Source organism: Umezawaea sp. (genome assembly GCF_036375055.1).
In the GTDB taxonomy this organism is placed as follows: domain Bacteria; phylum Actinomycetota; class Actinomycetes; order Mycobacteriales; family Pseudonocardiaceae; genus Umezawaea.
In genome coordinates, this window is sequence record NZ_DASUSQ010000169.1 from 57,561 (window position 1) to 83,657 (window position 26,097).

Below are 26,097 nucleotides of genomic sequence, written 5' to 3' on the forward strand. Positions count from 1 at the left end.
CCTGGTCAGGGCCGTTGAGGCCGTCGATCCGGTCGGTCTCGGCGCTTGAGGCCGGTCAGCACCACACCGAGCGCGCTGACCAGGCACAGGCCGATCAGGAGCGGGATCGCGACGGACGCCCCCGCCGCCGACAGCTCGGTCTTGCTGCCGAGCGGCACGATGCCCGTGTTCGTCGTCGGCGCCGTCGAGGGCCCCGGCTCGGTCGGGGAACCACTCGGGGTGGGCGTGGTGGTCGTCGTGGTGGGTGTCGCGCCCGCGACCGAGGACGGCGCCACCGACCCCGGAACGGTCGACACCGACGGCGGAGCCGCCCGACTGGGCGAGGCGCACGGCGTGGTCCGCACCTCGCGGGCGAACGACTGGCGGGTGTTGCCCGCGACCCGCACCGTCACGACGAACGTGTGCGCCACGTCCGCGGGCCGGGGGAACGAGCCCACGTAGGACCCGCCGAACTCCCGTTCGGACAGCACGACCTCGCCGTCCCGCACGCTGATCGTGTTCCGGCCCGCCGAGAACCCCCTCAGGTCCACCGCGAGCACGGCACCGCCCGGCCCGCACGACGTGCTCAGGTCCGCCTTCTCGGCCGATGCGGGGACGGCTGCCGTCAGCAGCGCCACGGCGGCCGTCGTGGTCGTCACGACGACGCCGAGCCCCGTGCGGGCGGTGCGGGCGAACTCCATGCGGGCTCCTAGGAGGTGGTGCGGTGTACAGGGCAGTACGGCCCTGGTAGGCCCGTTGTTCACCCGCTCCGCTGCGCCATCCGGGTGAGAGCGGTTGTCAACGAGGCACCCGGTGGTTTCACCAGTTGGACGTTCGCACCCGAGTCCTCCCCGTGTCTTGCCCACCGCTCCGCGGCGTGGCTACCGTTCCTCCAGACGCCGGAAACCCCACAGCGGAACGGAGAGCGACATGACCGTCCTGTGCTCGCGCCGCCACGTGGACCTCGGCCGCATCAGCAGCGCCCTCTGTCGCACCCGCTGATCCCCTCCTCCTCACCGCACTGAGCCCGGCCCACCCCGGCCGCCGGGCTGTTCAGCCGACCCCGGCACAAGGACCCCTCATGAGCGTTTCCGCGCGCCCCCTGGTGGCCGCACCCGATGACGAGGCCGACCCTGCGTCGCTGGAGGTGGTGCCCGCCCGCCACCCGTGGCGGTGGGTCGGCGTCGCCGTGGTGCTCGTCCTGCTCGCCCAGTTCGTCCACGGCCTGGTGACCAACCCCGGCTGGGACTGGCCCACGTTCAGGCAGTACTTCACCGCCGACTCGATCCTGCGCGCCGTCGGCGTCACCATCGAGCTCACCGTCCACGGCACGGTCCTCGGCTTCGCGCTCGGCGTGGTCCTCGCGCTCATGCGCCTGTCCAGGAGCCCGTTCCTCCAGGTGGTCAGCTGGACCTACGTCTGGGCGTTCCGCTCGATCCCGCTGATCGTGCAGCTGCTCTTCTGGTTCAACATCGCCTACCTGTACCAGCGGTTCGACTTCGGCATCCCGTTCGGCCCGTCGTTCATCTCCTTCGACACCAAGGACCTGATCGGCCCGATGAGCGCGGCCGTGCTGGGCCTCGCCCTGCACCAGGCCGCCTACTCCGCCGAGATCGTCCGCTCCGGCATCATCGCCGTCGACCACGGCCAGCTCGAAGCCGCTGCCGCGCTGGGCATCCCCAGGCTGCGCCAGTTCCGCAGGATCGTTCTGCCGCAAGCGATGCGCTCCATCCTGCCGAACGCGGCCAACGAGGTCATCAGCCTCTTCAAGGGCACGTCGGTCGTCTCCGTCATGGCGATCGGCGAACTCTTCTACCAGGCGCAGGTGATCTACGGCCGCAACGCGCGCGTCGTGGCCCTGCTCATGGTCGCCACGGTCTGGTACATCGCCATGACCACGCTCCTGTCGGTCGTCCAGCACCACGTCGAACGGCACTACGCCAAGGGAGCGCTGCGCGACCTGCCACCCACGCCGCTGCAACGCCTGCGTGCCCGGTGGTCCGCGCTGCGGGCCAGGGCGGGGGCGACCCGATGAGCGGGCCGATGGTCGACCTGAGGGGGATCCACAAGAGCTTCGGCGCGCTGGAGGTCCTCAAGGGCGTGAGCCTGGAGGTCGAACAGGGGCAGGTGGTGGTCGTCCTCGGCCCGTCCGGCTCCGGCAAGTCCACCCTCCTGCGCACGATCAACCACCTGGAGAAGGTCGACCGGGGCCACGTCAGCATCGACGGCGACCTCCTCGGCTACCGCAGGAGCGGCGGCAAGCTCCACGAACTCAAGGAACGCGAGATCCTGAAGCAGCGCACCCACATCGGGTTCGTCTTCCAGAACTTCAACCTGTTCCCGCACCTGACCGTGCTGGAGAACGTCGCCGAGGCCCCGCTCTCCGCGCAGCGCAAGCGGAAGGCCGAGGTCCACGCCGACGCCGTCCGCCTGCTGGCCAGGGTCGGCCTCTCCGACAAGGAGAACGCCTACCCCAGGCAGCTCTCCGGCGGCCAGCAGCAGCGCGTCGCCATCGCCAGAGCACTGGCGCTGTCCCCGAAACTGCTCCTGTTCGACGAGCCGACCTCGGCACTGGACCCCGAACTGGTCGGCGAGGTCCTGGACGTCATCAAGGACCTCGCGGCCACCGGCACCACCATGATCGTCGTCACCCACGAGATCGGTTTCGCCCGCGAGGTGGCCGACCGCGTCGTCTTCATGGACGAGGGCGTCATCGTCGAACAGGGCCCGCCCACCGCGGTCCTGGACCACCCCCAACACCCGCGCACCCGCGCCTTCCTGTCCAAAGTCCTGTAGCAGCACGGAGGAACACAGTGTCACCATCCAGACTCGTCCCGGCCCTGGTAGGTCTGCTGGTGCTGGTCGCGGCCTGCGGCGGTGCCGACGGCGCGGTGGTGGAGGACCAGGTGGTGTCGGAGGGCAAGGTCATCAACCTCGGTCCCGACCAGAAGCGCGTGACGGCGGAGAAGGACCCCACCATCGCCGCCGGGGTCCCCGGGGAGGTGCGGAAGACCGGCAAGATCACCATCGGCGGCTCCGCGGGCACGGCCCCACCACTGCGCTTCTACGCCACCGACGACAAGACCCCCATCGGCGTGGAGACCGACATCGCGGTCCTGATCGCCCAGGTGCTGGACCTGGAACCACAGCTGGAGGTCTCCTCCTGGGAGAACCTCTTCGTCGGCCTGGACTCGGGCGCCTACCAGCTGGGCCTGTCCAACATCACCGTGACCGAGGCCCGCAAGGACAAGTACGACTTCGCCACCTACCGCCTGGACACCCTCGCGTTCGAGGCGAAGAAGGGCGGCACCTGGAAGGTCGAGGGCCCGGAGGACGTGGCGGGCAGGACCATCGCCGTGGGGTCCGGCACCAACCAGGAGAAGATCCTCGTCGACTGGTCCCGGCGGAACGAGGACGAGGGTCTCAAGCCGACGGACATCAAGTACTTCCAGAACAGCTCCGACTACTACCTGGCCCTGGAATCAGGCCGCATCGAGGCCTACCTCGGCCCGAACCCCACGGCCGCCTACCACGTGGCCACGTCGGGCAAGACGGAGATCATCGGCAGCTTCTCCGGCGGCGGCGACATCGTCGGCAAGATCGCCGCCACCACCAAGAAGGACAGCGGCTTGGTCGAGCCGGTAGCGGAAGCGCTGAACCTGCTCATCAAGAACGGCAAGTACGCGGAAGTCCTCGAACGCTGGGGCCTGAGCAGCGAGGCGGTACCCACCTCGGAGATCAACCCACCGGGCCTCCCCAGGTCCTAGCCGGCGAGGACCGACCCACCGCGCGAGCGGGACAGGGCTTTCCCCGAAGCGGTGGCCGGTCCTGCTCGGGGGATTCGACCCCTGCCCTTCGGCCCGATCACAGGGGCCAGGGGCCACGGGTCACTCCACGCCGGGACCAGCAGCCAGGTGGCGGATCCCCCACCCGCAGGGATAGGCCGGGGATCCGCCACCCTCCACAACGACACCCGGAACCGGAACGCCCTCAACGCCCGACTCCGGGCCCTCCCAGGGGAAGGATTCCCCAACCCTACCCAGCGGCCCCGTCCCCGACCCCATAACGATCCCCCATAAACCGAACGGATGCCCCGCCCCACCGCCGGGCCCCGTCCATCAGCCCGATCATCCCCGACACCAACCGCATCTGATCCACCCCGCGGATGTCCGCCTCCACCAACCGGGGCGAGCACACCAGCACGGCCACCACCTGAGCCCGCGACAGGGCCACGTTCAACCGGTTCCGGGACAGCAGGAAGTCCAACCCCCGAGGCAGGTCCACGGCGGCGGACGACGTCATGGTCGCGATCACCACCGGCGCCTCCTGCCCCTGGAACTTGTCCACCGTCCCCACCCGGACCCCGTCGAACCCGGCCTTCTCCAACGCCCTCCGCACCACCCGCACCTGGAGGTTGTAGGGCGCCACCACCAGGACGTCGTCCTCCGAGAGCGGCCGGGACTCCGCGCCGTCCGTCCACGGTCGACCGATCAGCGTCCGCACGATCCCCACCACCTCCTCGGCCTCCTCCACCGAGCTCGTGATGTTGTGCGAGTGGTCCACGAGATCCAGGTACAGCCCGGACTCCACCCCCTCCAACGACCTCGAACCGGCCGACGGGTGGGCGTGCAGCCTCCCCGAGTACGACAGCCGCGACACCGGCGCGCACACCTCCGGGTGCATCCGCCGGGTCTGGTCCATGAAGTACCCGAGGGACGCGGGGATCACGTCGGCGTCCCCGATCAGGTGCCCCAGCGCCGACGCGTCGGCCCCGGCCGGGTGCGTCCCCTGCACCACCTGCGGCAGCTGCTGCGGATCCCCGAGCAGCACCAGGTTCCGGGTGCACGTCGACACGGCCAGCGCGTCCGCCAGCGCGAACTGCCCGGCCTCGTCGATGATCAGCACGTCGAACGGCTGCTCCCGCAGCGCGGCGTTGGAGAACGTCCACGCCGTGCCGCCGACGAGGTGCCCCCCACCCTGCTCGCCGCGCCAGCGGACCAGCGCGGGGTTGTCCCTGGGCTGCTCCCACTCGCAGTCCCGCACGGGCTTGCCCTTGGCGCGCTTGGCGCAGGGGATCGGCACCCCGAGTTCCCGCCCGGCGGCCCCGGCGGCCGACAGCACGTTCTCGACGGCCTTGTGGCTGGTCGACGTCACGGCGACGCTCTTCCCCCGCCGCACCAGGTGCGCGATCAGCCGCCCGGCCAGGTACGTCTTCCCGGCCCCCGGCGGTCCCTGCACGGCCAGCGTCGACCCGTCCAGCGCGTCCACCGCGCTGATCACGGCCGCCACCAGGTCCTCACCCACGGGCAGCGGCCCCGACGTGACCAGCCGCGGCGGCGTGCGGCGCAGCAGGTCGATCCCGGGGTGCGGGGGCAGCACCGGCAACCGCTCCACCACGGTCTGCGCCAGCTCGTACACCGCGTCGTCCTTCGGCGCGGGCTTCACCGGGTCGCCGGGCAGGATCGCGATCGGTCGCGCCGAGTCCAGCTCGTCCGGCTTCACGCTCTCCAGCAGCACCACCCGGTCCGCGCCCTCGGCGATCACCTCCGCCTTGCGGGTCCGGGCGGTCGGCGTGCCGGGGTACAGGAGCCGCACCTGGTCGCCGTGGCCGAACGGGTGCGGCCGGTCCGGGTCGCACACCGCGTGCACCTCGCGCTTGGCGTTGCGCACCCGGCCGCTGGGCATCACCCAGTCGTCCACGCGCACCGACACCGGCACCGCGCAGGTGCCGTCCACCTCCAGGTCCGGCAGCGGAGCCCCCACCTGCCGGAAGAAGTCCCACCACGCCGGGTTCGTCTCGCGCCGGTGGTAGCCGACGGCCGCGGCGAGCAGCGCCCGCGCCTTCTCGTCCGGGGTCGCGTCGGCGGGGTTGTCCGGCAGCCCGGCCATCAGCGGGTCCACGACGGCGGCCAGCTTCGCCGCGCGCTCCGCCCTGCGCTCGGCCGCCAGCTCCTCGTCGGTCCGCCGGACCAGGCCGTCCAGCTCGGACTCCTCGGGCACGTGCGGTTCGATCCCCGCCTCGACCCGCACGTCCAGCAGGAACCGGTACAGCCCCTGCGTCGACACGCAGTCGTAGGTGTTGTACGCCTCGATCCCGGCCAGCACGACCGAGGCCTGCTCGGCGTCGCCGAGTTCCAGCAGCGTCAGGTACTCCTCGTAGGCCTCGATGCTGGAGACGGCGTTCTTCACCTCGCCGGACCGCGACCCCGGCATGTACAGCGGCTCCAGGTCCTTGATGGAGTACGACCGCTGCGACACCCGCAGCGCCTTGCGCACCACCGCGTACAGGTCGATCAGGGAACCCGTGCGCAGCAACGTGTCCACGGCCTCCTCGCGGGTCCCGTGCAGTGCGGCCAACCGCTTGAGCGCGCTCACCTCGTACGGCGCGTAGTGGTACACGTGGCTGCCGGGGAACTCCGTCAGCCGCGCGAGGGCGAAGTCAACGAACGCCTCGAACGCCGCCTTCTCCTGCGCCCGGCTGTGCGCCCAGAACGGCGTGAAGACGCTCCCGGCGGTGACCGCCCCGAACAGGTACTCCAGCCCCTCACCGGCCAGGGCGAACGGGTCGCCCTCCATGTCGAAGAACACGTCCCCGTCGGCGGGGCTCGGCAACGCCGCCAGCACGTCCGGTGCCAGCACCTCGTAGGCGACCTTGCCGGTCGGGTCGTCCGGGGTGCGCGAGTTGTCCTGGATCACCTGGAGCGCGGCCTGCGACCGCAGCGCGCCGAACGTCGTGGCCGACATGTCCGACGGCCGGTCGGTGGCGGTGGCGTTGGCCAGCGCGTCGATCGTCCCCAGCCCGGCGGCCACCAGCTTGCGCCGCTGGTCGGTCCGGATCCCCGCCACCAGCGACAGGTCGCGGGCGGTCTCGCGCCCGGTGGCGCAGCTCCGCGCGAAGCGGCAGGTGCCGCACGCGGGCCGCTCGTCCGCCCACACGGGCGAGGGCGTCACCGCGGGCGCGGACAGCCGCTCCCGCAACCGGTTCCGCAGGTGGTCCACCAGCGGCAGGAAGTCCGCCACCGGGAACGAGTGCGTGGCGTCGTCGCCGAGCAGCAGGTGCATGGACGGCCCGGTCGGGTGCCCGGCCCGGCGCAGCGCGTCGGCGTACGCCGTCAGCTGGAGCACCGCGGCGGGGGTGGCGTGCCGGGCCAGCTTGGTGTCGTGCGGCTCGTACCCGTCCGGCGACGCGACCACGAAGTCCGCGCGGCCGTGGAAACCGTCCGAGTAGAACACCGCCTGGTAGACGACCGGGGCGCCGGACTCCAGCGCGGTCCGCGTCTCCTCGGCGGCCTGGAGCAGCGCCTCGTGCCGCGGCGCGGGCTGTCCGATCTCGACGACCCCGGCGCCGAACCGCTCCCTCAGCCGCTCCAGCGCGGCCCGCTCGTGCGCGAGGCCGTGCTTGGTGATCAACGTCGCACCCGAGCCGTCCGGTGTGGGCACTCCCGGCAGCCGGGCCGCGACGGCGTGGTTGAGCGCGCTGCGGTGCTCGCACTCCAGCAGGTCGACCAGGTCCGTCGGCGAGATGACCAGGCCGGCCTCCGTGGTGAGCATGACGGGCAGTATCGCGGCCCCGGTCGCCGTGCTCGTGGACGCACGGGCCCCCGCGTGTCGGCGTCCCGGTAGCGTTGCGCCCATGGCGACACTGGTCTCGTTCCACGCCCATCCCGACGACGAGTGCATCCTGTGCGGCGGTGTCATGCGCAAGGCCGCCGACGAGGGGCACCGCGTGGTGCTGGTCGTGGCGACCCGCGGTGAGGTCGGCGAGGTGGACGACGGGTTCCTGGCCGAGGGCGAGCCGCTGGGCGAGCGGCGCGTCCGCGAGACCCACGCCTCGGCGGAGGTGCTGGGCGCGAAGCGCGTCGAGTTCCTGGGGTACGTCGACTCCGGGATGATGGGGGAGTCCACCAACGACGCCCCGAACACCTTCTGGACCGCGCCGGTCGAGGAGGCGGCGGCCAGGCTCGCGGCGATCCTGGTCGAGGAGTCCGCCGACGTGCTGACCGTCTACGACGACAACGGCGGCTACGGCCACCCCGACCACATCCAGGTCCACCGGGTCGGGCTGCGCGCCGCCGAACTCGCGGGCACGCCGAGGGTCTACCAGGCCACGATGAACCGCGACCACGCGAACCGCGGCCTGGCCGCCGCCGAGGAGGCGGGCCACCGGCTGCCCGACGTGGACACCTCGACGTTCGGCAAGCCCGAGGCCGAGCTGACCACCGCGGTGGACGTCACGGCGTACCTGGAGGTCAAGAAGGCCGCGATGCGGGCGCACGCCAGCCAGATCAGCGAGCAGTCGTTCTTCCTGGGCCAGACCGACGAGGCGTTCGCGTTCTCGTTCGGCACCGAGTGGTTCATCCGGGTCGGCGCCGAGCCGGGCATCACCGAGTCGGACCTGCTCACGGGGCTGTAGCCAGCCGCCGGTGCTCGTCGGCCAGCGCTCGGGCCCGCTCCAGCGCCGCCGGGGGCACCGGCTCGTCCGCCCACTCCGCTAGCACCTCGGCCATGCCGGTCACGAGGTCCCGGCCGATCGCCGTCAGCCCGCCGCTGCCCAGCATCGTCGCGGTCGTGTCGAGCGCGGCGGTCCGCCAGCGGGCGAACTCCACGTGCCCGTCCTCGTCGGCCTCGCGTTCCCGCCGCCAGAACCCGGCCACGCCCAGGTGCGCGTACGTCCCGTGCAGCAGCCCGGCCAGCGGCCGGGGGTCGTCGCGCCACGGCGCGTAGAACCGCCTGCCGGGATCGGGGCGCAGCAACGGGAACAGGTCCATCAGCGCCACGAGCTTGGTGTGCTGCACCTCGTGCGCCAGCGTGACGGCCACCGACCGCGCGTCCGGACCGAGCGAGAGGAACACGCACCCGAACGCGTCCCCGAGCGTCGCGCTGCTCATCCCGCCCTCCGCCGAGCGCAGCGGGGCCAGCACCGTCACGGCCGCGGCGACCTCCTCGGCCACCGCGGGGTGCCGCAGCGCCAGCAGGTCCCAGGCCGCGGTGACCCGCTCGCGCCAGCGGGCCACGTCGGCGCGCGGGTCGACCCGGAGCGCGTCGGGGACCCCGCTCCACCGTTCCAACCGGAACACGACCCCGCCGCCGACCGCGATCTCCGGCGTCGGCCGCCACTCCAGGCGGTCCACCCGGACGGTGCCGCGGACCGGTCGGTCCACGTGGCCCAGTGACGGCAGCGGGAACCCGTCCGACGCCGGGAAGTCGAGCGCCACGTCCAGCCCCGCCCGCACCGCCGCCGCGGCGGCCACGTGCGCCAGTTCGGCGGGCCGGGCCCCGCGCCCCCGGCCGAGCGCCACCGCCGTCCGCGTCGCCCACGCGCTCACCGCCGGGTCGTCCAGCAGCCGCTCCACCTCGGCTGGCGCCACCCGCCGCGCCTCGGCCAGCACCTCGAACGCCTGCCGGGCCGACGGGTCCCGCCCGACCACGAACCGGAGCAGCAGCAGCGTCCGGCTGCGCCGCGCCGCCACCAGCGCCCGCACCGCCCCGGTCCCGCCACCGCCGCGGGCCAGCGCGGCGAAGTCGGCCCCGGACAACGAGTGCGGCCGTGTCACGATGGGGAACCCCTGTCCCGCAACGGGGTCACGACACCCGCTCCAGGTCGCGCGCGAGCCGACCCCGCACGTGCCGGATCAGCCGGTACAGGTCCGCGCAGTACACCGACGGCCGGTCGAACCCCGCGCCCTCGCGGTACCGGTGCGCCCGCAGCCCGCCGCCGCACACCGCGTGCAGGTCGCACGCCCGGCAGACGGCCGACAGCCCCGCGAGCCCCGCCTGCCGCGCCCGCACCTCCGGCAGCCGCAGCGCCGCGTCGAACGAGTCGCGCGCCACGTGCAGGCCGGTCGCCGCCGCACCCTCGAACGCGGAGGCCAGGATGTCGGACTGCTCGATCATCCCGTCGGTCTCGACCACGACCTGCAACGCCGGGCTCAGACCGATCCCCTCGACCCGCGACCGGCCGCCCAGCAGGACGTGCACGACCTCCTCGAACAGCCGCACGCCGGTCTCCCGCACCGGTGCGCCGTACCAGCGGTCGAACACCGCGACCAGCCAGTCCGCGTACCCGAAGCCCGGCGGGGGAGCGCTCCAGTTCCCGTGCGGCAGCAGGAAGTCCACCGCGGGCGGCTCGAACGCCAGCAGCGACTCGTAGGTGCGGACGGGGTCGTTGCGCAGGTCCACCACGCACAGCAGGCCCGCGAACAGCGGCCGGAACTCCGGCGACCCCAGTTCCGCGAGCCCCGCGAGCACGGCGGCGTGGCTGTCGCCGCGGTGCCGGGCGGTCGCCGCCGCGTCGCCGTCCAGGCTCACGCCCACCCGCACGTCCAGCGCCAGCAGCACCTCCAGGAACCGGCGGTCGAGCAGCGTCCCGTTGGTCTGCACCGAGAACCGCGCGGGCACCCGCGACCGCACGGCCGTGACGACGTGCTCGACCACCGCCGGACCGGCCAGCAGCGGTTCACCGCCGTGCAGCACGACCTCCACGTCGGCCAGGCCGTGCGCGCGGGCGTGCTCGGCGATCCGCTCGGCCGTGTGCTCGACGTCCTCCGGCGACATCACCCTGGGCCTGCCCCGCCAGCGCTGGTCGGCCATCTCGTAGACGTAGCAGTAGTCGCAGGCCAGGTTGCACCTGCTGTGCACCTTGACGACGAACTGGTGAAACGGTCGCACGCGCACCCCCGATCCCGTCCCCTCCCGCCATGAAACACGGCGTCGGGCCGCCGCGGTGGTCCGATCGGCCCATTGACGGCATTACCGGTTGCCGCGCACTAGGATGGAGATCGAATCCCGGTCGACCGGAGGCACGGAACCCGCAACTCCGCGGGCGCCGGGTGTAGGGGGCGCGAGCGCATGGAGACCGACGGGGTGCTGGAGTCCGAACTGCTCGACGTGACGGGCATCGACCTGGCGCGGCTGGACGCCCTGCCGGACGACGTGCTGAGGGCCTCGCTGCGCCGGGTCCTGGCCGAGGACCCGGAGATGCCCGAGCAGTACGCCGCCTTCCAGAGTTCGCTGTAGGCGCTGCCTCCATCCGAGTGAATCTTCGCCTTGAACGGAGTCCGTTCGGGCCGTGGGGTCCACCCGGCACCGTCCCGCTTGGTTTATTCAACGAGTTCACGTCCCCGGACTGGAGTGGTGATGAGCGGTTCGCTGAGCGTTCCGGGGCAAGCGGGTGTCGTCGCGTTCCTGTCCGCGACCGGCGGCACCGGTCGGACCAGCGCGGTGGCGAACCTGGCCTGGGTGCTGTCGAGCGCGGGCAAGCGGGTGCTGGTCGTCGACTGGGGCTCGGAGGTGCCGAGGGTCCGCGAGTACCTGGAGCCGTTCCTGGTCGACCGCAGGCCCTTCCCCACGCAGCTGGGCCGCCAGCTGCTCGCGGCGTACACGTCGACCCCGGTGCGCGAGGGCTACGAGCCGAACGCCGAGCGGTTCGCGCTGCCCGAGGCGGCGGGCCACGTCGACGTGGTCGCCCCGATGGAGCCGGACGCGGCGGGCCGGTTCTTCCCTGACTTCCAGCACGGCGACCCGAGCGCGATGACGGACCTGCGCACCCGGCTGACCGAGGCGGACTACGACCACGTCCTGATCGACGCGCCGACCGGGGCCGGTGAGGCGTCGCTGACGCTGATCGCGACCCTGTGCGAGGTCGCAGTCGTCTGCTTCCGCCCCCGCCCGCGGGCGATCTCCGACGCCGCCGACCTGGCCGCCCGCCTGCGCCGCCGCGCCCCGGTGCGGATCGACCTCGTGCCGGTGGCGACGCTGTTCGACGACGCCGACGAGCTGTCCAGGGCGCAGCGCATCCGCTCGGCCATCCACGCGGCGTTCGCCGAGCTGCTGGCGGGCCAGTCCCGGCGGCTGCCGGACGACGGCTCGATCGAGATCCCGTACCGGCCCTACGACGCGTTCGACCCGCTGCTGGCGATCCTGGTCGAGGAGCCGCGCCCCGGCGGCACGCTGGAGCGCCAGTACGGCCGCCTGGCGTCCGCCGTGACGGGCGGCGAGGTCACGGGGGTCACCCCGGTCTCGCCGACGCTGCGGGCCCGCTACCGGCGCGTCTTCGGCCTGGACTCCACCGTCGAACCGGACCGCGTGCTGGTCGCCTACGCGCCGCCGGACCGCGCGTGGGCGGACTGGGTGCGCGGCCAGCTCGACCGCGCGGGCGCGCAGACCAGGACGCTGGCCGACGCCGGGGCGTGGCTGGACGCCGCCCACCCGCCCGGCCTGGTCGTCATCTCCTCGCCGAACCTCGACGGCTCGGCCGAGCAGGCGTCCGTCGAGGAGTTCACCCGCGGTCGCCGGGCGACCGTGCTGAAGCTGCACCTCACCGACACCGAGATCGCCCCGGAGGACGTGGCGACCACCGTCGCGGTCTCCGAGCAGCACCACGAGTCGGTGCGGGCCCGGCTGCTCACCCACTTCGGGCTGATCGACCGACCCGGCACCGTGCGGGACGTGGGGATGCGCGTGCCCGGCGCGGTGCCCGCCGTGTTCGGCCTGCCGCCGCGCCACCCGCTGTTCGTGGGCCGCGACGCCGACCTGGAGGAGCTGCGCGACCGGCTGGTGGAGGCGGGCGACGCGCGGGTGGTGGTGACGCTCGGCGGCGTGCCCGGCATCGGCAAGAGCGAGCTGGCGCTGGAGTACGCCTACCGGTTCGCCAGCGACTACGACCTGGTGTGGTGGCTGCCGTCGCAGGACCGCCAGTCCGTGCTGGTGGGCCTGTCGAACCTCGCCGCCCGGCTGCGCCAGCCGGGGTCCACCGACTTCGGCACCACCTCCGCGCTGGAGCGGCTCGCGGGCGACCCCGCCTACCAGCGGTTCCTGCTGGTCTACGACAACGCCGACGACCTGGCCGTGCTGGAGGAGCTGCTGCCGGGAGGCTCCACCGGCCACGTCCTGGTGACCTCGGGCAACGCCCCCGAGACCGCCATCGAGCTGGTCCCGATGAGCGCGGGCGACAGCGCCAGGCTGCTCGCCGACCGGGTGCCCGGCCTGTCGCCGGAGGACTCCGAGCAGGTGGCGCTCGTCGCCGGGCAGCTGCCCCTCGCGCTCGACCTCGCGGGCGCGTGGCTGGAGGAGGTGGCGCACACCGAGCGCGAGGCGGGCAGCACGGCGGCCGACTCGGCGGCGTGGGCCGTCCGGACGTTCCTCGGGCTGCTCAACGGCCAGGAGGACACCACGGCCCGCGTGCTCGCCGTCGTGGTGGGCGCGCTGCGGGAGTCCTCGACCGGGCGGTTGGCCGTGCTGCTGGCCCAGCTCTGCTCGTTCCTGTCCCCGCAGGGCGTCGACCTGGGCCTGATCCGCTCACCCGCGCTGCTGGGACGGCTGGTGGTCGCGGGCGGCGTCGACGCCGAACCGCTGCGGCTCGACGCGGGCGAGATCGACCGCGTGCTGTGGACCGGAGCCCGCTTCGGCCTGTTCCGCGTCGACTGGGGCGACCAGTACACGCTGCGGCTGCACCGGGTCGTGCAGAACGCGCTGCGCGAGGGCATGGGGCAGCTCGAACGCGCGTCCCGGCGGGCGGAGGTCCTGTCCTGCCTCGCCGCCTACGCGCCGTCCGAGGTGGAGCTGACGGCCCCGGACCGGGCCAGCCGCTTCACCGAGCTCCAGACGCACGTCTACCCGTCGGGCGCGCTGGACAGCGACGACGACCTGGTGCGCCGCTGGCTGGTCAACCAGGTGCGGTTCCTCTACACCGACGGCGGCACGGGCGTGCGGCGCTCGGCGCTGGACCCCGGCGAGAAGCTCCTCGAAACGTGGACCAGCCGCTACGGCCCCGGCGACCCGCTGCGGGCCAGGCTCGCCGCGCAGCTCGCGAACATCCACCGCGTGCTCGGCAACCCGTTGCAGGCCCTGCGGCTGGACGACGCCGCGCTCGCCCAGCAGCGCCGCTCGCTCCAGCTCAGCCACCCGCAGGCGCTGATCACCGCCCGCGGTCGCGGTGGCGACCTGCGCGGGCTCGGCCTGTTCGACGAGGCGCTGGTCGAGGACCAGTCGACGTGGGAGGGCTTCCGCCGCGCGCTGGGCGAGGACCACCCGCACACCCGCAGCGCGGCGAACAACCTGGCCATCTCGATGTTCCTGTCCGGTGACCCGGCCGGAGCGCTGGAGCTGGAGGAGGACAACCACCACCGCAGGCGGCGGCTGTTCGGCGAACGCGACCCCGACACGTGGTTCTCGCTGTCGCGGATCGGCGTCTACCAGCGGGAGCTGGGCGACTACCCGAACGCGCTGACGTCGCTGATGACCGCGATGCAGAAGCTCCAGACCCTGCGCTCGGAGCTGAACCCGATGCAGCTCACCGCGCGCTGGAACCACGCCATCGCGCTGCGCAGGGCGGGCAGCGCGCAGGACGCGAAGGCACGCAACGGCAAGACGCTGCGCGACTTCCGGGAGATCTTCGGCCCGCACCACCCGGACACGCTGGCGTGCTCGCTCAGCTTCGCCGCGGACCACCGCACGGTCGGCGGCGACCCGGCGCTGGCCGTGGAGCTGGCCACCGGCGCCCTGCGGGGGTTCCTCACCGAGGTCGGGCTCGCGGAGCAGCACCCGTACGTCGCGCTGTGCAGGCTCGGCCTCGGGCTGTCGCTGCGCGCGGCGGGGGACGCGGACGCGGCGATCCGGGAAGTCCTGGCGGCGCGGGAGGTCCTGCGCGCCCGGCTCGGCGAGACGCACCCGTGGACGCTGGCCGCGGACGTCGACCTCGCCCGCGTCGTCTTCGCCTCCGGCGACCTGCCGCGCGCGGTCGAGCTGATCACCGCGGCCCACGCCGACTGCGTCGAGTTCCTGGGCGTCGACCACCCGTTCACCGTCATCGCGGCGCACGACGTCCGGCTCGCCGAGCAGGCAGGCGATCCCGACCGGGCCTGGAGGGAGATCGATGTCGACGTTCCCCAAACGTCCTGACGAGGTGTTCGAGGAGGTCGCCGACCACCTCGGCCCCGAGTTCGGCGACGCCCGGCAGGCCTGCTTCGACACGATGGTCAAGAGCACCGCGCTGCGCTACCTCGCGCACTACAGCCGCGCCGTGTTCGACTTCGGCCTCGACGCGCTCGGCGACCCGCCGCCCTCGCCCGACGCGCTGCCCGGCACCACCCGCCGCGACGAGCTCAAGCGCCTGGGCCGCCAACTCGGGTTCACCGTCACCACCCTGGACCGCACCCTCCAGGAGGCCCGCACCGGCAGGCTCATCCGCACGGTGGTGCAGACCGAGGAGGGCGCGGTCTTCTGCGACTCCGTCGTGCCCAGCGAGAACGTGGTCGGCCTCGTCGTCGACCGCTCCGCGACCGAGCACCCCGTGACGCCGCTGGCGCTGGCACCGGACGTCCGCGCCGCCGACCGGGCCGTGGCCGAGCTGGCGAGCACGCTGCGCGCCCAGGTCCGGCTGCCGTCGTTGAACCCCGGCGGCTGGGAGTCGGCCGACCCCGTCGAACCGCTGCCGTCGATCGGGTCCGAGCCCGCGCCGTTCACGACCGTCCTGGCCGCGCCGGGCGAGGACACCGACCGGCTGCTGTCCGCGTGCGTCCGCGCGGTGCGCCCCGAGGACCTGCACCTGGTCGCGTACTGCTCGCAGGGCGAGCTGCCGGTCATGGTCGACCACCTCGACCACCCGTCGCTGTCGCCGTTCTTCACCCAGATCGCGGTCGAGACCCGCCGCCGGTTCTACCAGGGCTTCAGCCGCGAGCTGGGAGCGCTGGCGCACCGGCTGAACCGGACGACCAGCACCGCGCTCGGCGGCGTGCTGGTGCGGCTGGTGCTCGACATCGAGATGGGCGCGATCTACTACTACCGCCTCGGCCCCGGCGACTACCTGGTCGGCGTCACGATCGACCAGAACCGGGTCAGCGGCGCGGACGACCGGATGGCGGCGCTGGCACTGGAACTGCGGTGAACTCCGCACTGCGGTCGGTGGCGCTCCTCGCGGCGGCGGGCGCGGGGTGGGCGGCGGCCGAGCTGTTCCGGCTCGACGACGTCGACTCCTCCGACCCGTACCGGTTCTTCGTGACGGCGCTGCTCGGCTTCGGCCTGTACGCGAGCACGCGCGGCATCGAGATCGACGAGTTCCGCACCCACCTGCGCACGGTCGTGGTGGCCGTGACGTTCGGCGTGCTCGCCAAGGTGGCGTTCATCTTCGGTGTGCTCTTCCTGGTGTACCGCGAACCGGACCACCTCGTGCTCGCCGTCGCCCTGGCCCAGATCGACCCGCTGTCCGTGGCGGCCGTCCGGCTCAAGAGCCGCATGTCGGACTCGGCGAAGGCCCTGCTCGCCGCGTGGGCGTCGTTCGACGACCCGATCACCGTGCTGCTGACCGCGTACTTCACCGCGTTCGCGCTGGGCGCCCACGACACCGTCGGAACGGGCCTGACGTCGTTCGGCACCAGCCTGTTCTGGAACGCGGTGCTCGTCGTCGTCGCGTACCTGGCGCACCGGGTCTGGAAGGCGCGGCGCACCGCGTCCGAGGGCCCCCGGCCGTGGCCGGTCCGGTGGGCGGTGCGGACCGGGCTGATCCTGGTGCTGCTGGCCGCCGGGTTCCTGGCCGTGCGGTACGCGCTGCTGCTCGCACTCGCCGTCGTAGGCCTGTTCTTCCGCCCGAACCTGGGGAGGTCGCTCGACGGCCTCACGCAGGTCGCGCTGTACACGGCCACGTTCGCCGTCGGCGTGGTGCTGGTCGGCGGCCTGCGGATCGGGGAGGGCGTGGTGCTGGGGATCGCCGCGTACACCGCGCAGATCGTGGTCGCGCTGGTGCTGACGATCCCGAAGGTGTGGCGCGGCGACCGGATGAGGCTCGCGCTGGGCCAGCAGAACGGGCTGACCGCGATCATCCTGGCGCTGCTGCTGGAGCCGAACTTCCCCGGCACGATCGCCGTCGTCGCACCCGCGATCATCGTGGTGAACCTGCTGCACGCCCTGTGCAACGGCCTCTACGACCGGTTGGCGCCCGTTCGGGGCCCGGACGACGGTCAGCGGCCACCCGCGCGGGACGACCGCCACACCGCGCGCTTGACACGGGGGCTCAGGTTGTCCAACGCCATCGCGACCCGGTTCCGCCGCCCCGCCTGATTGACCGCCGCCACCATGCCCGAGTGGCGCGCCGCCCACGGCGGCAGCTCGAACAGCGGGTCGAGCCCGAACACGGGCAGGTACTCCGAGATGCCGTCGTAGGCCCGGCAGACCTGGTCCAGCCGGTCCTCCGCCTCCGCGGTCGGCGCGGCACCGCCCGCGGCCTCCGTGCCGAACCACTGCGCGACCGACGCGCGGAAGCTCTGCACGGACCTCTGCATCATCACCGCGCGCCCCGCGGCCTCGCGGTAGTCGATCGACCGCAACCGGCGCTGCACGGCCTCCTGCGTCTCGTCCTCCGCGGGCTCCAGCGCCTCGGTCAGCATCACGTCGAGCTGGGTCAGCTCCTCCAGCACGTCCACCGCGTCGCGGAACAGCTTCTCCACGTCCGGCGGCAGCGCGGACCGCGTCGACCGCTCGGTCCCGCCCTCGCCCGGCAGGGTGGCGAGCCTGCGCTGGATGGCGGCGAGCTGCCGGTCCGTCGACCCGCGCGCGCTGTCGACGTGCTCGGTGAGCTGCTCGATGAACCCGTAGATGCTCGACTGCTGCCGCGCCACGACCTCCAACCGCTGCCGCAGCGCCGTGACCACGTCGCCGTCCGCCGGGCCTGCGAGCAGGTTGCCGACCGCCCCGACCAGCGCCTTGAAGTCCTCGGCGAAGGTGCGCTCGACGTGCACCAGCGGGTCGCGGCCGATCAGCTCGCGCACCTGGATCGCCGCGCCCTCGACCAGCACGCCGTTGACGACCACCAGCACCTCGGCGCCCTCGGCGGCGTCCTTGACGGAGGCGATCCTGCGCCGCACCTCGGCCACGTTGTCGCTGTCCAGCAGGGATTGCGTGACGAGCACCGCGCACCCGCCCTCGCGGCCGGGGTAGGTGATCCAGAAGTCCGCTTTGGACTCCTCGCCCAGGCCGAGCAGGTGGTCGTGGTAGTAGTCGTACCCCGACGCGTCCAGCAGCCGCCGCACGACGCCGTGGATGTCGTCCGAGCTGAGCGTGCCGAACAGCTCGCGCGCCGCCCGCTCCACCACCTCGTGGGTCACCAGCGCGTCCGGGCCCTCGTCGTCCACGATCCGGAACACCCGGTGGCACAGCCGGATCACGTTGCGCGCGTTGCCCCTCGCGACCGCCGTGAGGTAGCCGATCGAGTCCATCGTGAACGGGTCGAGCGTCGGGCCGCCCTGCGCCGACTGGACGAACTCGGCGACCTCCTCCTTGCTCAGCCCGGCCATCGTCACGGTGTGCGCGATGCGCTGCCGCACGCTCGGCCCGAGCACGGTCCGGAAGTCCGGCAGCCCGGACAGCACCAGGCACGCGCCCGCCTTGGCGAACACCTCCAGCAGCGTCTGGAACGCGGCCAGCGTGCTGGGCTGCGGCTGGTTGTCCAGCGAGAAGATCTTGTCCAGCTCGTCCACGACCAGCACGAACCGCCGCCGCCTGCCGCCGAACAGCAGGGCGAACACGCCCATCGCCTCCAGGGCGGCGACCTCGCTGTCGATGGGCTTGGTGATGCCGCGCTCGACCAGCACCTGGTCCGGGTGGCCGCCGGTCAGCCACGCCCACACGGAGTGCTCGAAACCCTTGCGCAGCAACAGCGCCAGCGCCGTGCCGAAGTCCTTGTTCTCGGTGACGCCCCGCAGCGCGGCCTGCACCTTGCGCAGCAGGGCGCTCTCCATCAGGCCCATCCGCTCGACGACCTGCTCCGGCTGGAGGTCGCGGGTGTTGAGCCACTCGACGGTGTCCGCGGTCAACCCGGTGCTCTGCAACGACTCCGCGACCACGTCGGCGTAGTAGTCGCTGACCTGCGAGAGCACGCCCGCCAGACCGACCTTGTGCATGAACCGGCGGTACAGCTCGATGAAGCTCTCGGCGGTCGCGTCCAGGTACATCGCGTTCGCCGGGTCGCTCAGCTCGGCGCGCGCGTGCCGGACGAGCTGCACGGCCAGGTGCGTCTTGCCCGTGCCGTAGTCGCCGACGATCGCGATGACCGTGCCCGCCTGGTCGCCGCCGTCGGAGGCCCGCAGGTAGGACGTGACGTGGGAGCGCGCCTGGCGGATCGCGTCCGTCTCGATCGACACCTCGGGGGAGTCGTGCGAGTCGAAGTCCGTGATGCGGGCGACCGCCATCGGCGAGAAGGGGTTCCTCCGTGCGCGCGGTTCGCCGTTTCCGCTCATCGCTACTTCCCCAGTCCGTTCCGGGACCCGTTGTTGAAGAACGCGACGATGTCGTCCACGGTCACGACGTCGCCTTCGCCGCAGCTTAGTCCCAGGCTGCGGCGGCTCTCGTAAGTTCCGTGCAAAGTTCGCTGGAGCTGGGCGACCGACTTGGCCCACCGGGTGAGGAACTCGATCGCCTCGTCACTCATCCGTGGGTAGCGGCCCACCATCGAGTGTCGCTCGAGCCGGTCCTCCACGAATCTGCGCACGTCACCCTCCTCCAGCGCGCCGACGTGCAGCGTCAGCGGCGGCACCCAGGCCTCCAGCTGCCGCACGACGTCCGCCACCTCGTCGGGGTCCAGCAGGTCCGACTCGGCCATGAAGAGCACCTTCGGACCCGCGAAGGCCCGTGCGTACTGGACCACCTCGGCGGCCAGTTCGCCCGGTGTCGGCAGCAGCACCACCAGCACCAGGTCCTCGGTGAGCGCGGCACCCAGCCGGGGGTAGATCCGGCGCGGCGTGTCGCGGTCGGGGCCGAGCTGCTCCACGGCCTGCGGTCGCAGGGCCTCGTTGTCCACCAGCCGCCCGAACAGCTCGTCGCACACGTGCGCGGCGCGCTCCTCGATCGACTGGGCCGGACCGTCGGGCAGGCACCCGGTCAGGTCCAGCACCAGCCCGCGCGCGTTCGGGCCCAGCTCGCGGTTCTCCCGGAGCCGGTCGACCTCCCGCACGACCCAGTCGGCGCAGCGGTGCACCAGCGCCGTCTTGCCGCACCCCGACTCGCCGGTGACCAGCACCAGCCTGCCCTCGGCCAGCAGCGCGGACAGGTCGCCCATCTGCTGGGTGAAGTCGTCGAACTGGAAGTCGGAGTCGTCGACCGTGACGTAGAACTCGCGGTGCCCGGCGTTCTTCCACGGGCACAGCGGGCGCATCGGCGTGCGCTGCCAGCCGGGCAGCGGGAACGGGTTCAGCCAGGGCTTCGTCATCGCGGTCGGGGGCTCATCTCCGGGTGCCGCCGCGCGGGCCGCGCCAGCGCCGTCGCCACCAGCAGCACCTCGTCGCGGAGTTCGTCGAGCCGCACCCGCAGCTGGGCGTCACGGGCCTTCGCCGCGTCGCCCTGGCCCGCCCGCTGGGTCAGCGCCTCGCCGAGCGGGCCGTCGCGCAGCCCGTCCAGGAGCTCCTGCACCCGGCTCCAGCCGCGGTGCTCCGACTTGACCAGCGCCAGTTGCGACACCAGCCCGGCGCGCGAGACCAGCACCGGGTCCTCCGCCCGCTTGCCGACGTAGGCGGACAGGTAGGCGGTGACCGCGTTCTCGAACTCCACCAGCGCGCCCCGCAGGTCCTCGGCCTGCTTGCGGCCCCGCGCGACCCGGTCGCGCCACGCCGTCGCCGCGTAGGCCAGCAGCGCACCGAACAGACCGGTCAGGAACGGCAGCGCCTGGGTGAACCAGCCGGGCGACGGTGCCTTCTCCGACCCGTACAGCGCCGAGCACACCCGCTCGAACTCGGCGGGTTTCGCCCTGCGCCACGCCGGGACGTCGCTCGGCACCTCGACGCCGACCGCCCTGCCCGCGTCGCGCAGGTTCCGCTCCGACTTCACGGTCAGGCAGAACACGGCCTTCGCGTCGTCCTCGCCGTCGGCGCGCGCCTGGCCCCCGCCACCGACCAGCAGGACCGCGGCGACACCGAGAGCGGCCACCACGCGCTTGCCCACCACAACCCCCATCGACGGCAGATCGTCAACTCTACCGAGGGGAGGTCGCCCGCAGTGGGCGGTTCGTCACCAGGCCGACGGCTCGAAGTCCTTGAGGAAGCAGCCGTACAGGTCGACGCCCAGCTCACCCTGGACGATCGGGTCGTAGACGCGGGCCGCGCCGTCGACCAGGTCCAGCGGCGCGTGGAAACCCTCGTCCGCCAGCCGCATCTTGGTGGGGTGCGGGCGCTCGTCGGTGATCCAGCCGGTGTCGACGGCCGTCATCAGGATGCCGTCGCTCAGCATCTCCTCGGCGCTGGTGCGGGTCAGCATGTTCAGCGCGGCCTTCGCCATGTTCGTGTGCGGGTGGCCGGGACCCTTGTAGGCGCGGCTGAACTGGCCCTCCATCGCCGACACGTTGACCACGTACTTGCGCCGCGCGGGCGAGGCCGCCATCGCCGCCCGCAGCCGCGACACCAGGATGAACGGCGCGGTCATGTTGCAGAGCTGCACCTCCAGCAGCTCCAGCGCGTCGACCTCGTCCACCCGCTGGGTCCAGCTGTTCTCGTCGTGCAGGTCCGGCAGCAGCCCGCCCGCGTCGATGGCCGTGCCGGTGGCGATCCGCGCGGGCGAGGCCGATCCGGCGGTCAGCGCCAGCGCGGTCAGCGCGTGCGGCGTCGGGATGGCGTGCACCTGCCCCTCCAGGGCGGCCGGGTGCTGGTCGTTGGTGTGGCCGAACGTGATCAGCTCCGGCAGCGGGCCGTCCGGCAGGGGAGAGGACTCCAGCGCGGCCAGCGGCGCGTAGGACTGCGGCGACCGGCGCACGGTCTGCGCGGCGTTGTTGATCAGCACGTCCAGAGGGCCCGCCGCGGCCACGGAGTCGGCCAGCGAGATCACCTGGGCCGGGTCGCGCAGGTCGATGCCCACGATCTTCAGCCGGTGCAGCCAGTCGGCGCTGTCCGGCATCGCCGTGAACCGGCGGACCGCGTCGTTCGGGAACCGGGTCGTGATCGTGGTGTGCGCGCCGTCGCGCAGCAGCCGCAGCGCGATGTACATGCCGATCTTCGCGCGACCACCGGTGAGCAGCGCCCGCCGACCGGACAGGTCCACCGACGCGTCGCGGCGGCCCCGGTTGCGGGCCGCGCACGGCGGGCAGAGCTGGTGGTAGAACGCGTCCACCTCGGTGTAGCGGTTCTTGCAGGTGTAGCAGGCCTTCGCCTTGATCAGCGTGCCCGCCTTCGCGCCGGGCGTGGTGTCCCGGAGCAGGATCCCCTGGGTCTCGTCGTCGATGCGCTGCGGCGACCCGGTGGCCGTGGCCTCGATCACGGCGCGGTCCGCGGCGGACTCGGCGGCGCGGCGCGCGGTGCGGCGCATCTTCCGGACGGTCTTGAAGATGCCCGCGGTGGCGCGCCGGACCGCGACCGCGTCCGGGTGCTCGGTCGGCAGCTGCTCGACCTGCGCCAACACCTTCAGGCAGGTCTCCATCAGCGCCGGGTCGATCCCCGCCACGTCCTGGTCGGGGTCGATCGCCACGTCGTGCTCGGTCACCGTCATGCCCTACTACCGTCCGTACGTCGCCTGCTCAGGGGTTCCCGCAGCACTCTACCGGCGACGTGGCAACGCCCGATCCAGTGAGAAATCCGTCGCCGGAAGGGTGAAATTCACGTGAGCCACGGCTAGGGTGCCCCGCATGCCAACAGCGGATGGTCCGCGCGTGAAGCGACTGGCGCACCCCGACGCAGACGTCCGAGCACGGTCGCTCGGCGTCCCGAGGGGCCGCCCGGTGATCGCGCTCTTCTCCTCCGGCGAAGCCCTGACCACGGAACTGGGCGCCAAGGTGCTCCCGCTGCTCCGGCGGGTCGTCGCGGGCCGGGACGCGGTGTTCATCACCGCGGGAGCCGACGTCGGTGTCGTCCACCTGCTCGGGGTCGCCCTCGAAGCGGTCGAGGGGAAGCTGCCCCCGTTCGTCGCCGTCGCGCCCAGCGGCAAGGTCGTGGCGGGGGAGGACAAGCCCGCCGAGGGTGAGCTGGCCCTCAACCCCAACCACGACGTCGCGGTGCTCGTGCCCGGCAAGGACTGGGGCGAGGAGACGCCCGCCCTGTTCCGGACGGTCGACGCGATCACCGGCAAGCGCGGCCGGTCGACGGCCCTGCTGATCGGCGGCGACGCCGTGGCCCGCGCCCAGGTGACCGCGCACCTCGGCGGCGACCGGCCGCTGGTCGTCGTCGCGGGCACCGGTGGCCTGGCCGACGAGATCGCCAGGGGCACCCTGTCCGAGGACGACGACCTCGCCGTGCTGGTCCGCAGCGGCACCGTCTCCGCCGTGCACCTGGACGAGGGCCCCGAACGCGTCGTGGCGGCCCTCGACCGCACGCTGGGCCCCAAGCCCGTCCCGAAGCTGACCGTGTGGCCGAGGCTGCGCTACCGCGCCCCGGAACCCGTGCCGATCATCGACCCCGGCTTCGTGGTCGAGTACCCGCTGCTGGCGGACGCGATCCACGAGGCCAACCGCGTGGTCGCGCCCGCGTTCCACGAGGTCGACGAGACCGCCCACCGCGAGCGCAACCACGCCAGGCTGCTCATCGTCCTGGCCATCGCCGCGGGGTTCGGCACCATCGGCTTCGGCGCGCTCCAGGCGTGGCTGGGCGACCAGGCGTGGCCCGGTGTGCTGGTCGCCGTCAGCGGCGCCCTCGCCGCCGCGCTGGTGGCCCTGTCCCGCCGGTACGAGGCCTCCGAGGACGACCTCTCCTCGGCCCACCGCGCGGAAGCCCTCCGCACCCTGTACTTCGACCACCTCGCCGCCCCGCTGCCCGCGTCCGACGCCGAACGCGAGGCCCGGCTCCAGGACCTCGTCAACGCGGTGGCGCGGCACCGCCACGAACCGGTGACCACCTCATGAGCGACTCCAGGACAGAATCGACGGCACCGGGCAAGTCCGGGGCCACCGAGCAGCCCAAGCCCGCCGCGGCGCCCGCCAAGCAGGCGCCCGCCAAGGCCGCGCCCGCGAAGCCCGAAGCCCCCGCGCCCGCGAAGACCGGGGCAGCGCAGGCCAAGCCCGAGGCGACGACGTCGGCCAGGAGCGGGGCGGTGCAGGCCAAGTCCGGAGCGGCGACCGCCAGGACCGGGTCCCCGGTGTCGGCGAGGCTCGACGCGGCTCCGCCGGCCAAGGCCGAGCACGCGGCTCCGCCGGCCAAGGCCGAACCCGCGCCGCCCGCCAAAGCCGAACCCGCGCCGCCCGCCAAGCCCTCACCGAAGCCGCGCCCGAAGCCCGCGGCCAAGCCCGGCCCCCCGCCGTCGGCCGAGGAGCGCAGGAGCCAGTTCGTCCGCGTCTACCTCAAGCACCGGGTCGGCGAACGCCTCGACGGCTTCGAACGCGGACGCGCCAAGTACACCTCGTCCCGCCGCTGGACCGGCGCGCTGTCCGTCCTCCTGCTCGCGGGAGCGGCGGCACTGGGCGCGGTGGCCGCGGCGGACGCGAGCCGCCGCCCCATGTGGGGCTTCCTGGCCGCCGTGGCGGCCTCCCTCGCCGTGGCCGTCGCCTGGTACGAGTCCGCGTTCGGCCTCCGCCGCCTGGCCCGCAGGTCGACCAGCGGCGCGGCCCTGCTGGAGATCCTCCAGGCCCACGGGGCCCCGTCGGACGAGGACGGCGTCGCGGCGTTCGTGACCGAGGTGGAGAGCGTGCTGCGCCACTCCGACTAGCCGGCTTCGTGCCCCCGAAGGCAGTGCCTGTCCACGGCGCGGTGCGCCCACCAGACTCCCTCGCATCCCGGTAGGAGCCGGGAAATAACCAACTGAGGGAGAACATCGTGCGCCTTGCCCGCATGCTCTCGACACTCGTCCTGGCCGTCGTGGCCCTGGTGGCCGGCACCTCGGTCGCCCAGGCCGACGTCAGCGCCCAGGTCACCAAGCTGTCCCACGGCGACGCGGCCGGCCGCCTCACCTCCGCCGGGATCACCTGGTCGTCCAGCGGCGGTTGCAGCAACCGCAACAACCCCACCTGCACCTCGTTCGACCAGGTCAACCTCGCCTCGATCCAGGGCGCGGGCGTCCTCAAGCGCGCCAGCGGGTGCGCCCTGCACATCACCGGCGGCACCGAGACCGGTCACGCCAGCGGCACCTACAGCCACTGGAACGGCTACAAGCTCGACTTCCGCCTCAGCACCTGCATCACCAACTACATCACCGGCACCTTCACCTCCATCGGTGGCAACAAGTGGCGCGCGGCCTCCGGCAACGTCTACTTCAAGGAGTCGAACCACTGGGACGTCACGTTCTACAACTGCGGCGGCTGCTGACGGCTCCCGCACTCGCGCCCCGACCACCGGGTCGGGGCGCGAGCCCACCACCATCAGCGGATTGACACCCGCACCAGCGCACGCCCGCTGGCACCACGACGTCCCCGAACGTGCGACCCATCACCCGGCAGGCCCAACCACCCCCGCCGACCAGGGCTTTCGCGGAAGCCATTCGAGGGACTTACCGGCGCGCGGCCATGTGGCAAGGTGTCCGGCGTGACGACGGAACAGGTCCTCTTGCTGGACGAGGCAGGCAACCAGATCGGCCTGGCCGACAAGGCCGAGGTGCACCACGCGGACACCCCACTGCACCTGGCGTTCTCCAGCTACCTCTTCGACGACCAGGGCCGCACCCTCCTCTCCCGCAGAGCACTGCACAAGAAGACCTGGCCGGGCATCTGGACGAACACGGCCTGCGGCCACCCAGCCCCAGGCGAGAAGATGACGGACAGCGTCCTGCGCAGACTCAAAGACGAACTGGGCCTACCCGAAATCAAACAGGTGGACCTGATCCTCCCGGAATTCCGCTACCGAGCAGAAATGCCAAACGGCGTAGTGGAGAACGAAATGTGCCCAGTGTTCAGAGGCACGGTGATCGGCACCCCAACTCCCAACCCGGCCGAGGTGGACAGCACGGAATGGGTCCCCTGGCACACCTTCGCAGAAGAAGTGCTGAACGGCACCAGAGACATCTCCCCCTGGTGCCGCCTACAGGTAGCAGAGCTGGCAAAACTGGGCCCAAACCCCATGGAATGGCCAGTAGCCAGCGACGACAACCTACCCCCAGCGGCAAAAATCTAAAACAAAAGCAGGACAAAACCAGCGCACGCCGCCGTGGCCGTGGCCGATTTTGCTCGGAGGATTTGACCCTTGCCCTGGTAGATCGGGCAGGTTGACACCACCTGCCCCTTAGCCCGATCAC

General features: G+C 72.6%; 20 protein-coding genes. 12 read left to right on the top strand and 8 right to left on the bottom strand.

Annotated features, from left to right (window positions below):
- Window positions 1-5: 5 nt before the first annotated feature.
- Entirely contained in the window at window positions 6-680 is a 675-nt protein-coding gene (locus VFZ92_RS39840) for a hypothetical protein (protein WP_330882888.1), read from the bottom strand.
- Window positions 681-1,060: 380 nt separating this feature from the next.
- Here VFZ92_RS39840 and VFZ92_RS39845 point away from each other — a divergent pair, with 380 nt between their 5' ends.
- From VFZ92_RS39845 to VFZ92_RS39855, 3 genes are read left to right on the top strand one after another with little or no spacing between them, the layout of a single operon-like run.
- Window positions 1,061-2,014 carry an amino acid ABC transporter permease gene (locus VFZ92_RS39845; RefSeq protein ID WP_330882890.1) on the top strand — a complete coding sequence of 318 codons (954 nt, stop codon included), beginning with the start codon at window positions 1,061-1,063 and terminating at the stop codon, window positions 2,012-2,014.
- Complete coding sequence (locus VFZ92_RS39850; protein WP_330882892.1) at window positions 2,011-2,775, top strand: amino acid ABC transporter ATP-binding protein; 765 nt, start codon at window positions 2,011-2,013, stop codon at window positions 2,773-2,775. The genes VFZ92_RS39845 and VFZ92_RS39850 overlap by 4 nt, the downstream gene beginning before the upstream one ends.
- A 17-nt stretch (window positions 2,776-2,792) precedes the next feature.
- Entirely contained in the window at window positions 2,793-3,746 is a 954-nt protein-coding gene (locus VFZ92_RS39855; protein WP_330882894.1) for an ABC transporter substrate-binding protein, read from the top strand.
- A 268-nt stretch (window positions 3,747-4,014) separates the two neighbouring features.
- Here VFZ92_RS39855 and VFZ92_RS39860 read toward each other — a convergent pair whose 3' ends face one another.
- Entirely contained in the window at window positions 4,015-7,530 is a 3,516-nt protein-coding gene (locus tag VFZ92_RS39860) for a TM0106 family RecB-like putative nuclease (RefSeq protein WP_330882896.1), read from the bottom strand.
- An 82-nt stretch (window positions 7,531-7,612) separates the two neighbouring features.
- Between VFZ92_RS39860 and VFZ92_RS39865 the strand changes: the two genes are divergently transcribed.
- The gene (locus VFZ92_RS39865) at window positions 7,613-8,392 is read left to right on the top strand and encodes a PIG-L family deacetylase (protein WP_330882898.1); all 780 of its coding nucleotides are present in this window, start codon (window positions 7,613-7,615) and stop codon (window positions 8,390-8,392) included.
- Here VFZ92_RS39865 and VFZ92_RS39870 read toward each other — a convergent pair.
- Entirely contained in the window at window positions 8,379-9,533 is a 1,155-nt protein-coding gene (locus VFZ92_RS39870) for an aKG-HExxH-type peptide beta-hydroxylase (RefSeq protein ID WP_330882900.1), read from the bottom strand. The two genes, VFZ92_RS39865 and VFZ92_RS39870, sit on opposite strands and share 14 nt — an antisense overlap.
- A 28-nt stretch (window positions 9,534-9,561) precedes the next feature.
- On the bottom strand, window positions 9,562-10,653 hold the full coding sequence (locus VFZ92_RS39875; protein ID WP_330882902.1) for an FxsB family cyclophane-forming radical SAM/SPASM peptide maturase: 1,092 nt from the start codon (window positions 10,651-10,653) through the stop codon (window positions 9,562-9,564).
- A 174-nt stretch (window positions 10,654-10,827) separates the two neighbouring features.
- On the opposite strand from VFZ92_RS39875, the gene fxsA reads away from it, so the two are divergent.
- The 4 genes from fxsA to VFZ92_RS39895 all read left to right on the top strand — a co-directional run bounded on the left by fxsA (window position 10,828) and on the right by VFZ92_RS39895 (window position 17,031).
- A complete protein-coding gene (gene fxsA / locus VFZ92_RS39880) occupies window positions 10,828-10,995 on the top strand; it encodes an FxSxx-COOH cyclophane-containing RiPP peptide (RefSeq protein WP_330882905.1) in 168 nt (55 codons plus the stop codon).
- Between the two features lie 120 nt (window positions 10,996-11,115).
- On the top strand, window positions 11,116-14,877 hold the full coding sequence (fxsT, locus tag VFZ92_RS39885; RefSeq protein ID WP_330882907.1) for an FxSxx-COOH system tetratricopeptide repeat protein: 3,762 nt from the start codon (window positions 11,116-11,118) through the stop codon (window positions 14,875-14,877).
- On the top strand, window positions 14,852-15,862 hold the full coding sequence (locus VFZ92_RS39890) for a hypothetical protein (RefSeq protein WP_330882909.1): 1,011 nt from the start codon (window positions 14,852-14,854) through the stop codon (window positions 15,860-15,862). The genes fxsT and VFZ92_RS39890 overlap by 26 nt, the downstream gene beginning before the upstream one ends.
- Window positions 15,859-17,031, top strand: a complete 1,173-nt coding sequence (locus VFZ92_RS39895) for a hypothetical protein (RefSeq protein WP_330882911.1) — start codon at window positions 15,859-15,861, stop codon at window positions 17,029-17,031. Before VFZ92_RS39890 ends, VFZ92_RS39895 begins: the two co-directional genes overlap by 4 nt.
- Here VFZ92_RS39895 and VFZ92_RS39900 read toward each other — a convergent pair.
- The 4 genes from VFZ92_RS39900 to VFZ92_RS39915 are packed head-to-tail and all read right to left on the bottom strand — an operon-like array spanning window position 16,932 to window position 22,434.
- On the bottom strand, window positions 16,932-19,157 hold the full coding sequence (locus VFZ92_RS39900) for a hypothetical protein (RefSeq protein WP_330882913.1): 2,226 nt from the start codon (window positions 19,155-19,157) through the stop codon (window positions 16,932-16,934). The genes VFZ92_RS39895 and VFZ92_RS39900 overlap by 100 nt on opposite strands.
- Before the next feature lie 50 nt (window positions 19,158-19,207).
- The gene (locus tag VFZ92_RS39905; protein ID WP_330882915.1) at window positions 19,208-20,173 is read right to left on the bottom strand and encodes a hypothetical protein; all 966 of its coding nucleotides are present in this window, start codon (window positions 20,171-20,173) and stop codon (window positions 19,208-19,210) included.
- Window positions 20,170-20,913 (bottom strand): hypothetical protein, encoded by a 744-nt coding sequence (locus VFZ92_RS39910; protein WP_330882917.1) that lies wholly within the window; start codon window positions 20,911-20,913, stop codon window positions 20,170-20,172. Before VFZ92_RS39910 ends, VFZ92_RS39905 begins: the two co-directional genes overlap by 4 nt.
- A 54-nt stretch (window positions 20,914-20,967) precedes the next feature.
- Entirely contained in the window at window positions 20,968-22,434 is a 1,467-nt protein-coding gene (locus tag VFZ92_RS39915; RefSeq protein WP_330882919.1) for an SDR family NAD(P)-dependent oxidoreductase, read from the bottom strand.
- A 160-nt stretch (window positions 22,435-22,594) separates the two neighbouring features.
- Here VFZ92_RS39915 and VFZ92_RS39920 point away from each other — a divergent pair, with 160 nt between their 5' ends.
- The 4 genes from VFZ92_RS39920 to idi all read left to right on the top strand — a co-directional run bounded on the left by VFZ92_RS39920 (window position 22,595) and on the right by idi (window position 25,976).
- Window positions 22,595-23,779, top strand: coding sequence for a hypothetical protein (locus tag VFZ92_RS39920; RefSeq protein WP_330882921.1), 1,185 nt, complete (start codon window positions 22,595-22,597; stop codon window positions 23,777-23,779).
- Window positions 23,776-24,579: an SLATT domain-containing protein gene (locus VFZ92_RS39925; RefSeq protein WP_330882923.1), complete on the top strand. Its 804-nt coding sequence runs from the start codon at window positions 23,776-23,778 to the stop codon at window positions 24,577-24,579. The genes VFZ92_RS39920 and VFZ92_RS39925 overlap by 4 nt, the downstream gene beginning before the upstream one ends.
- A gap of 122 nt (window positions 24,580-24,701) precedes the next feature.
- Window positions 24,702-25,175: a hypothetical protein gene (locus VFZ92_RS39930; RefSeq protein WP_330882925.1), complete on the top strand. Its 474-nt coding sequence runs from the start codon at window positions 24,702-24,704 to the stop codon at window positions 25,173-25,175.
- 216 nt (window positions 25,176-25,391) lie between these two features.
- The gene (idi, locus tag VFZ92_RS39935; protein ID WP_330882928.1) at window positions 25,392-25,976 is read left to right on the top strand and encodes an isopentenyl-diphosphate Delta-isomerase; all 585 of its coding nucleotides are present in this window, start codon (window positions 25,392-25,394) and stop codon (window positions 25,974-25,976) included.
- Window positions 25,977-26,097: the final 121 nt, after the last annotated feature.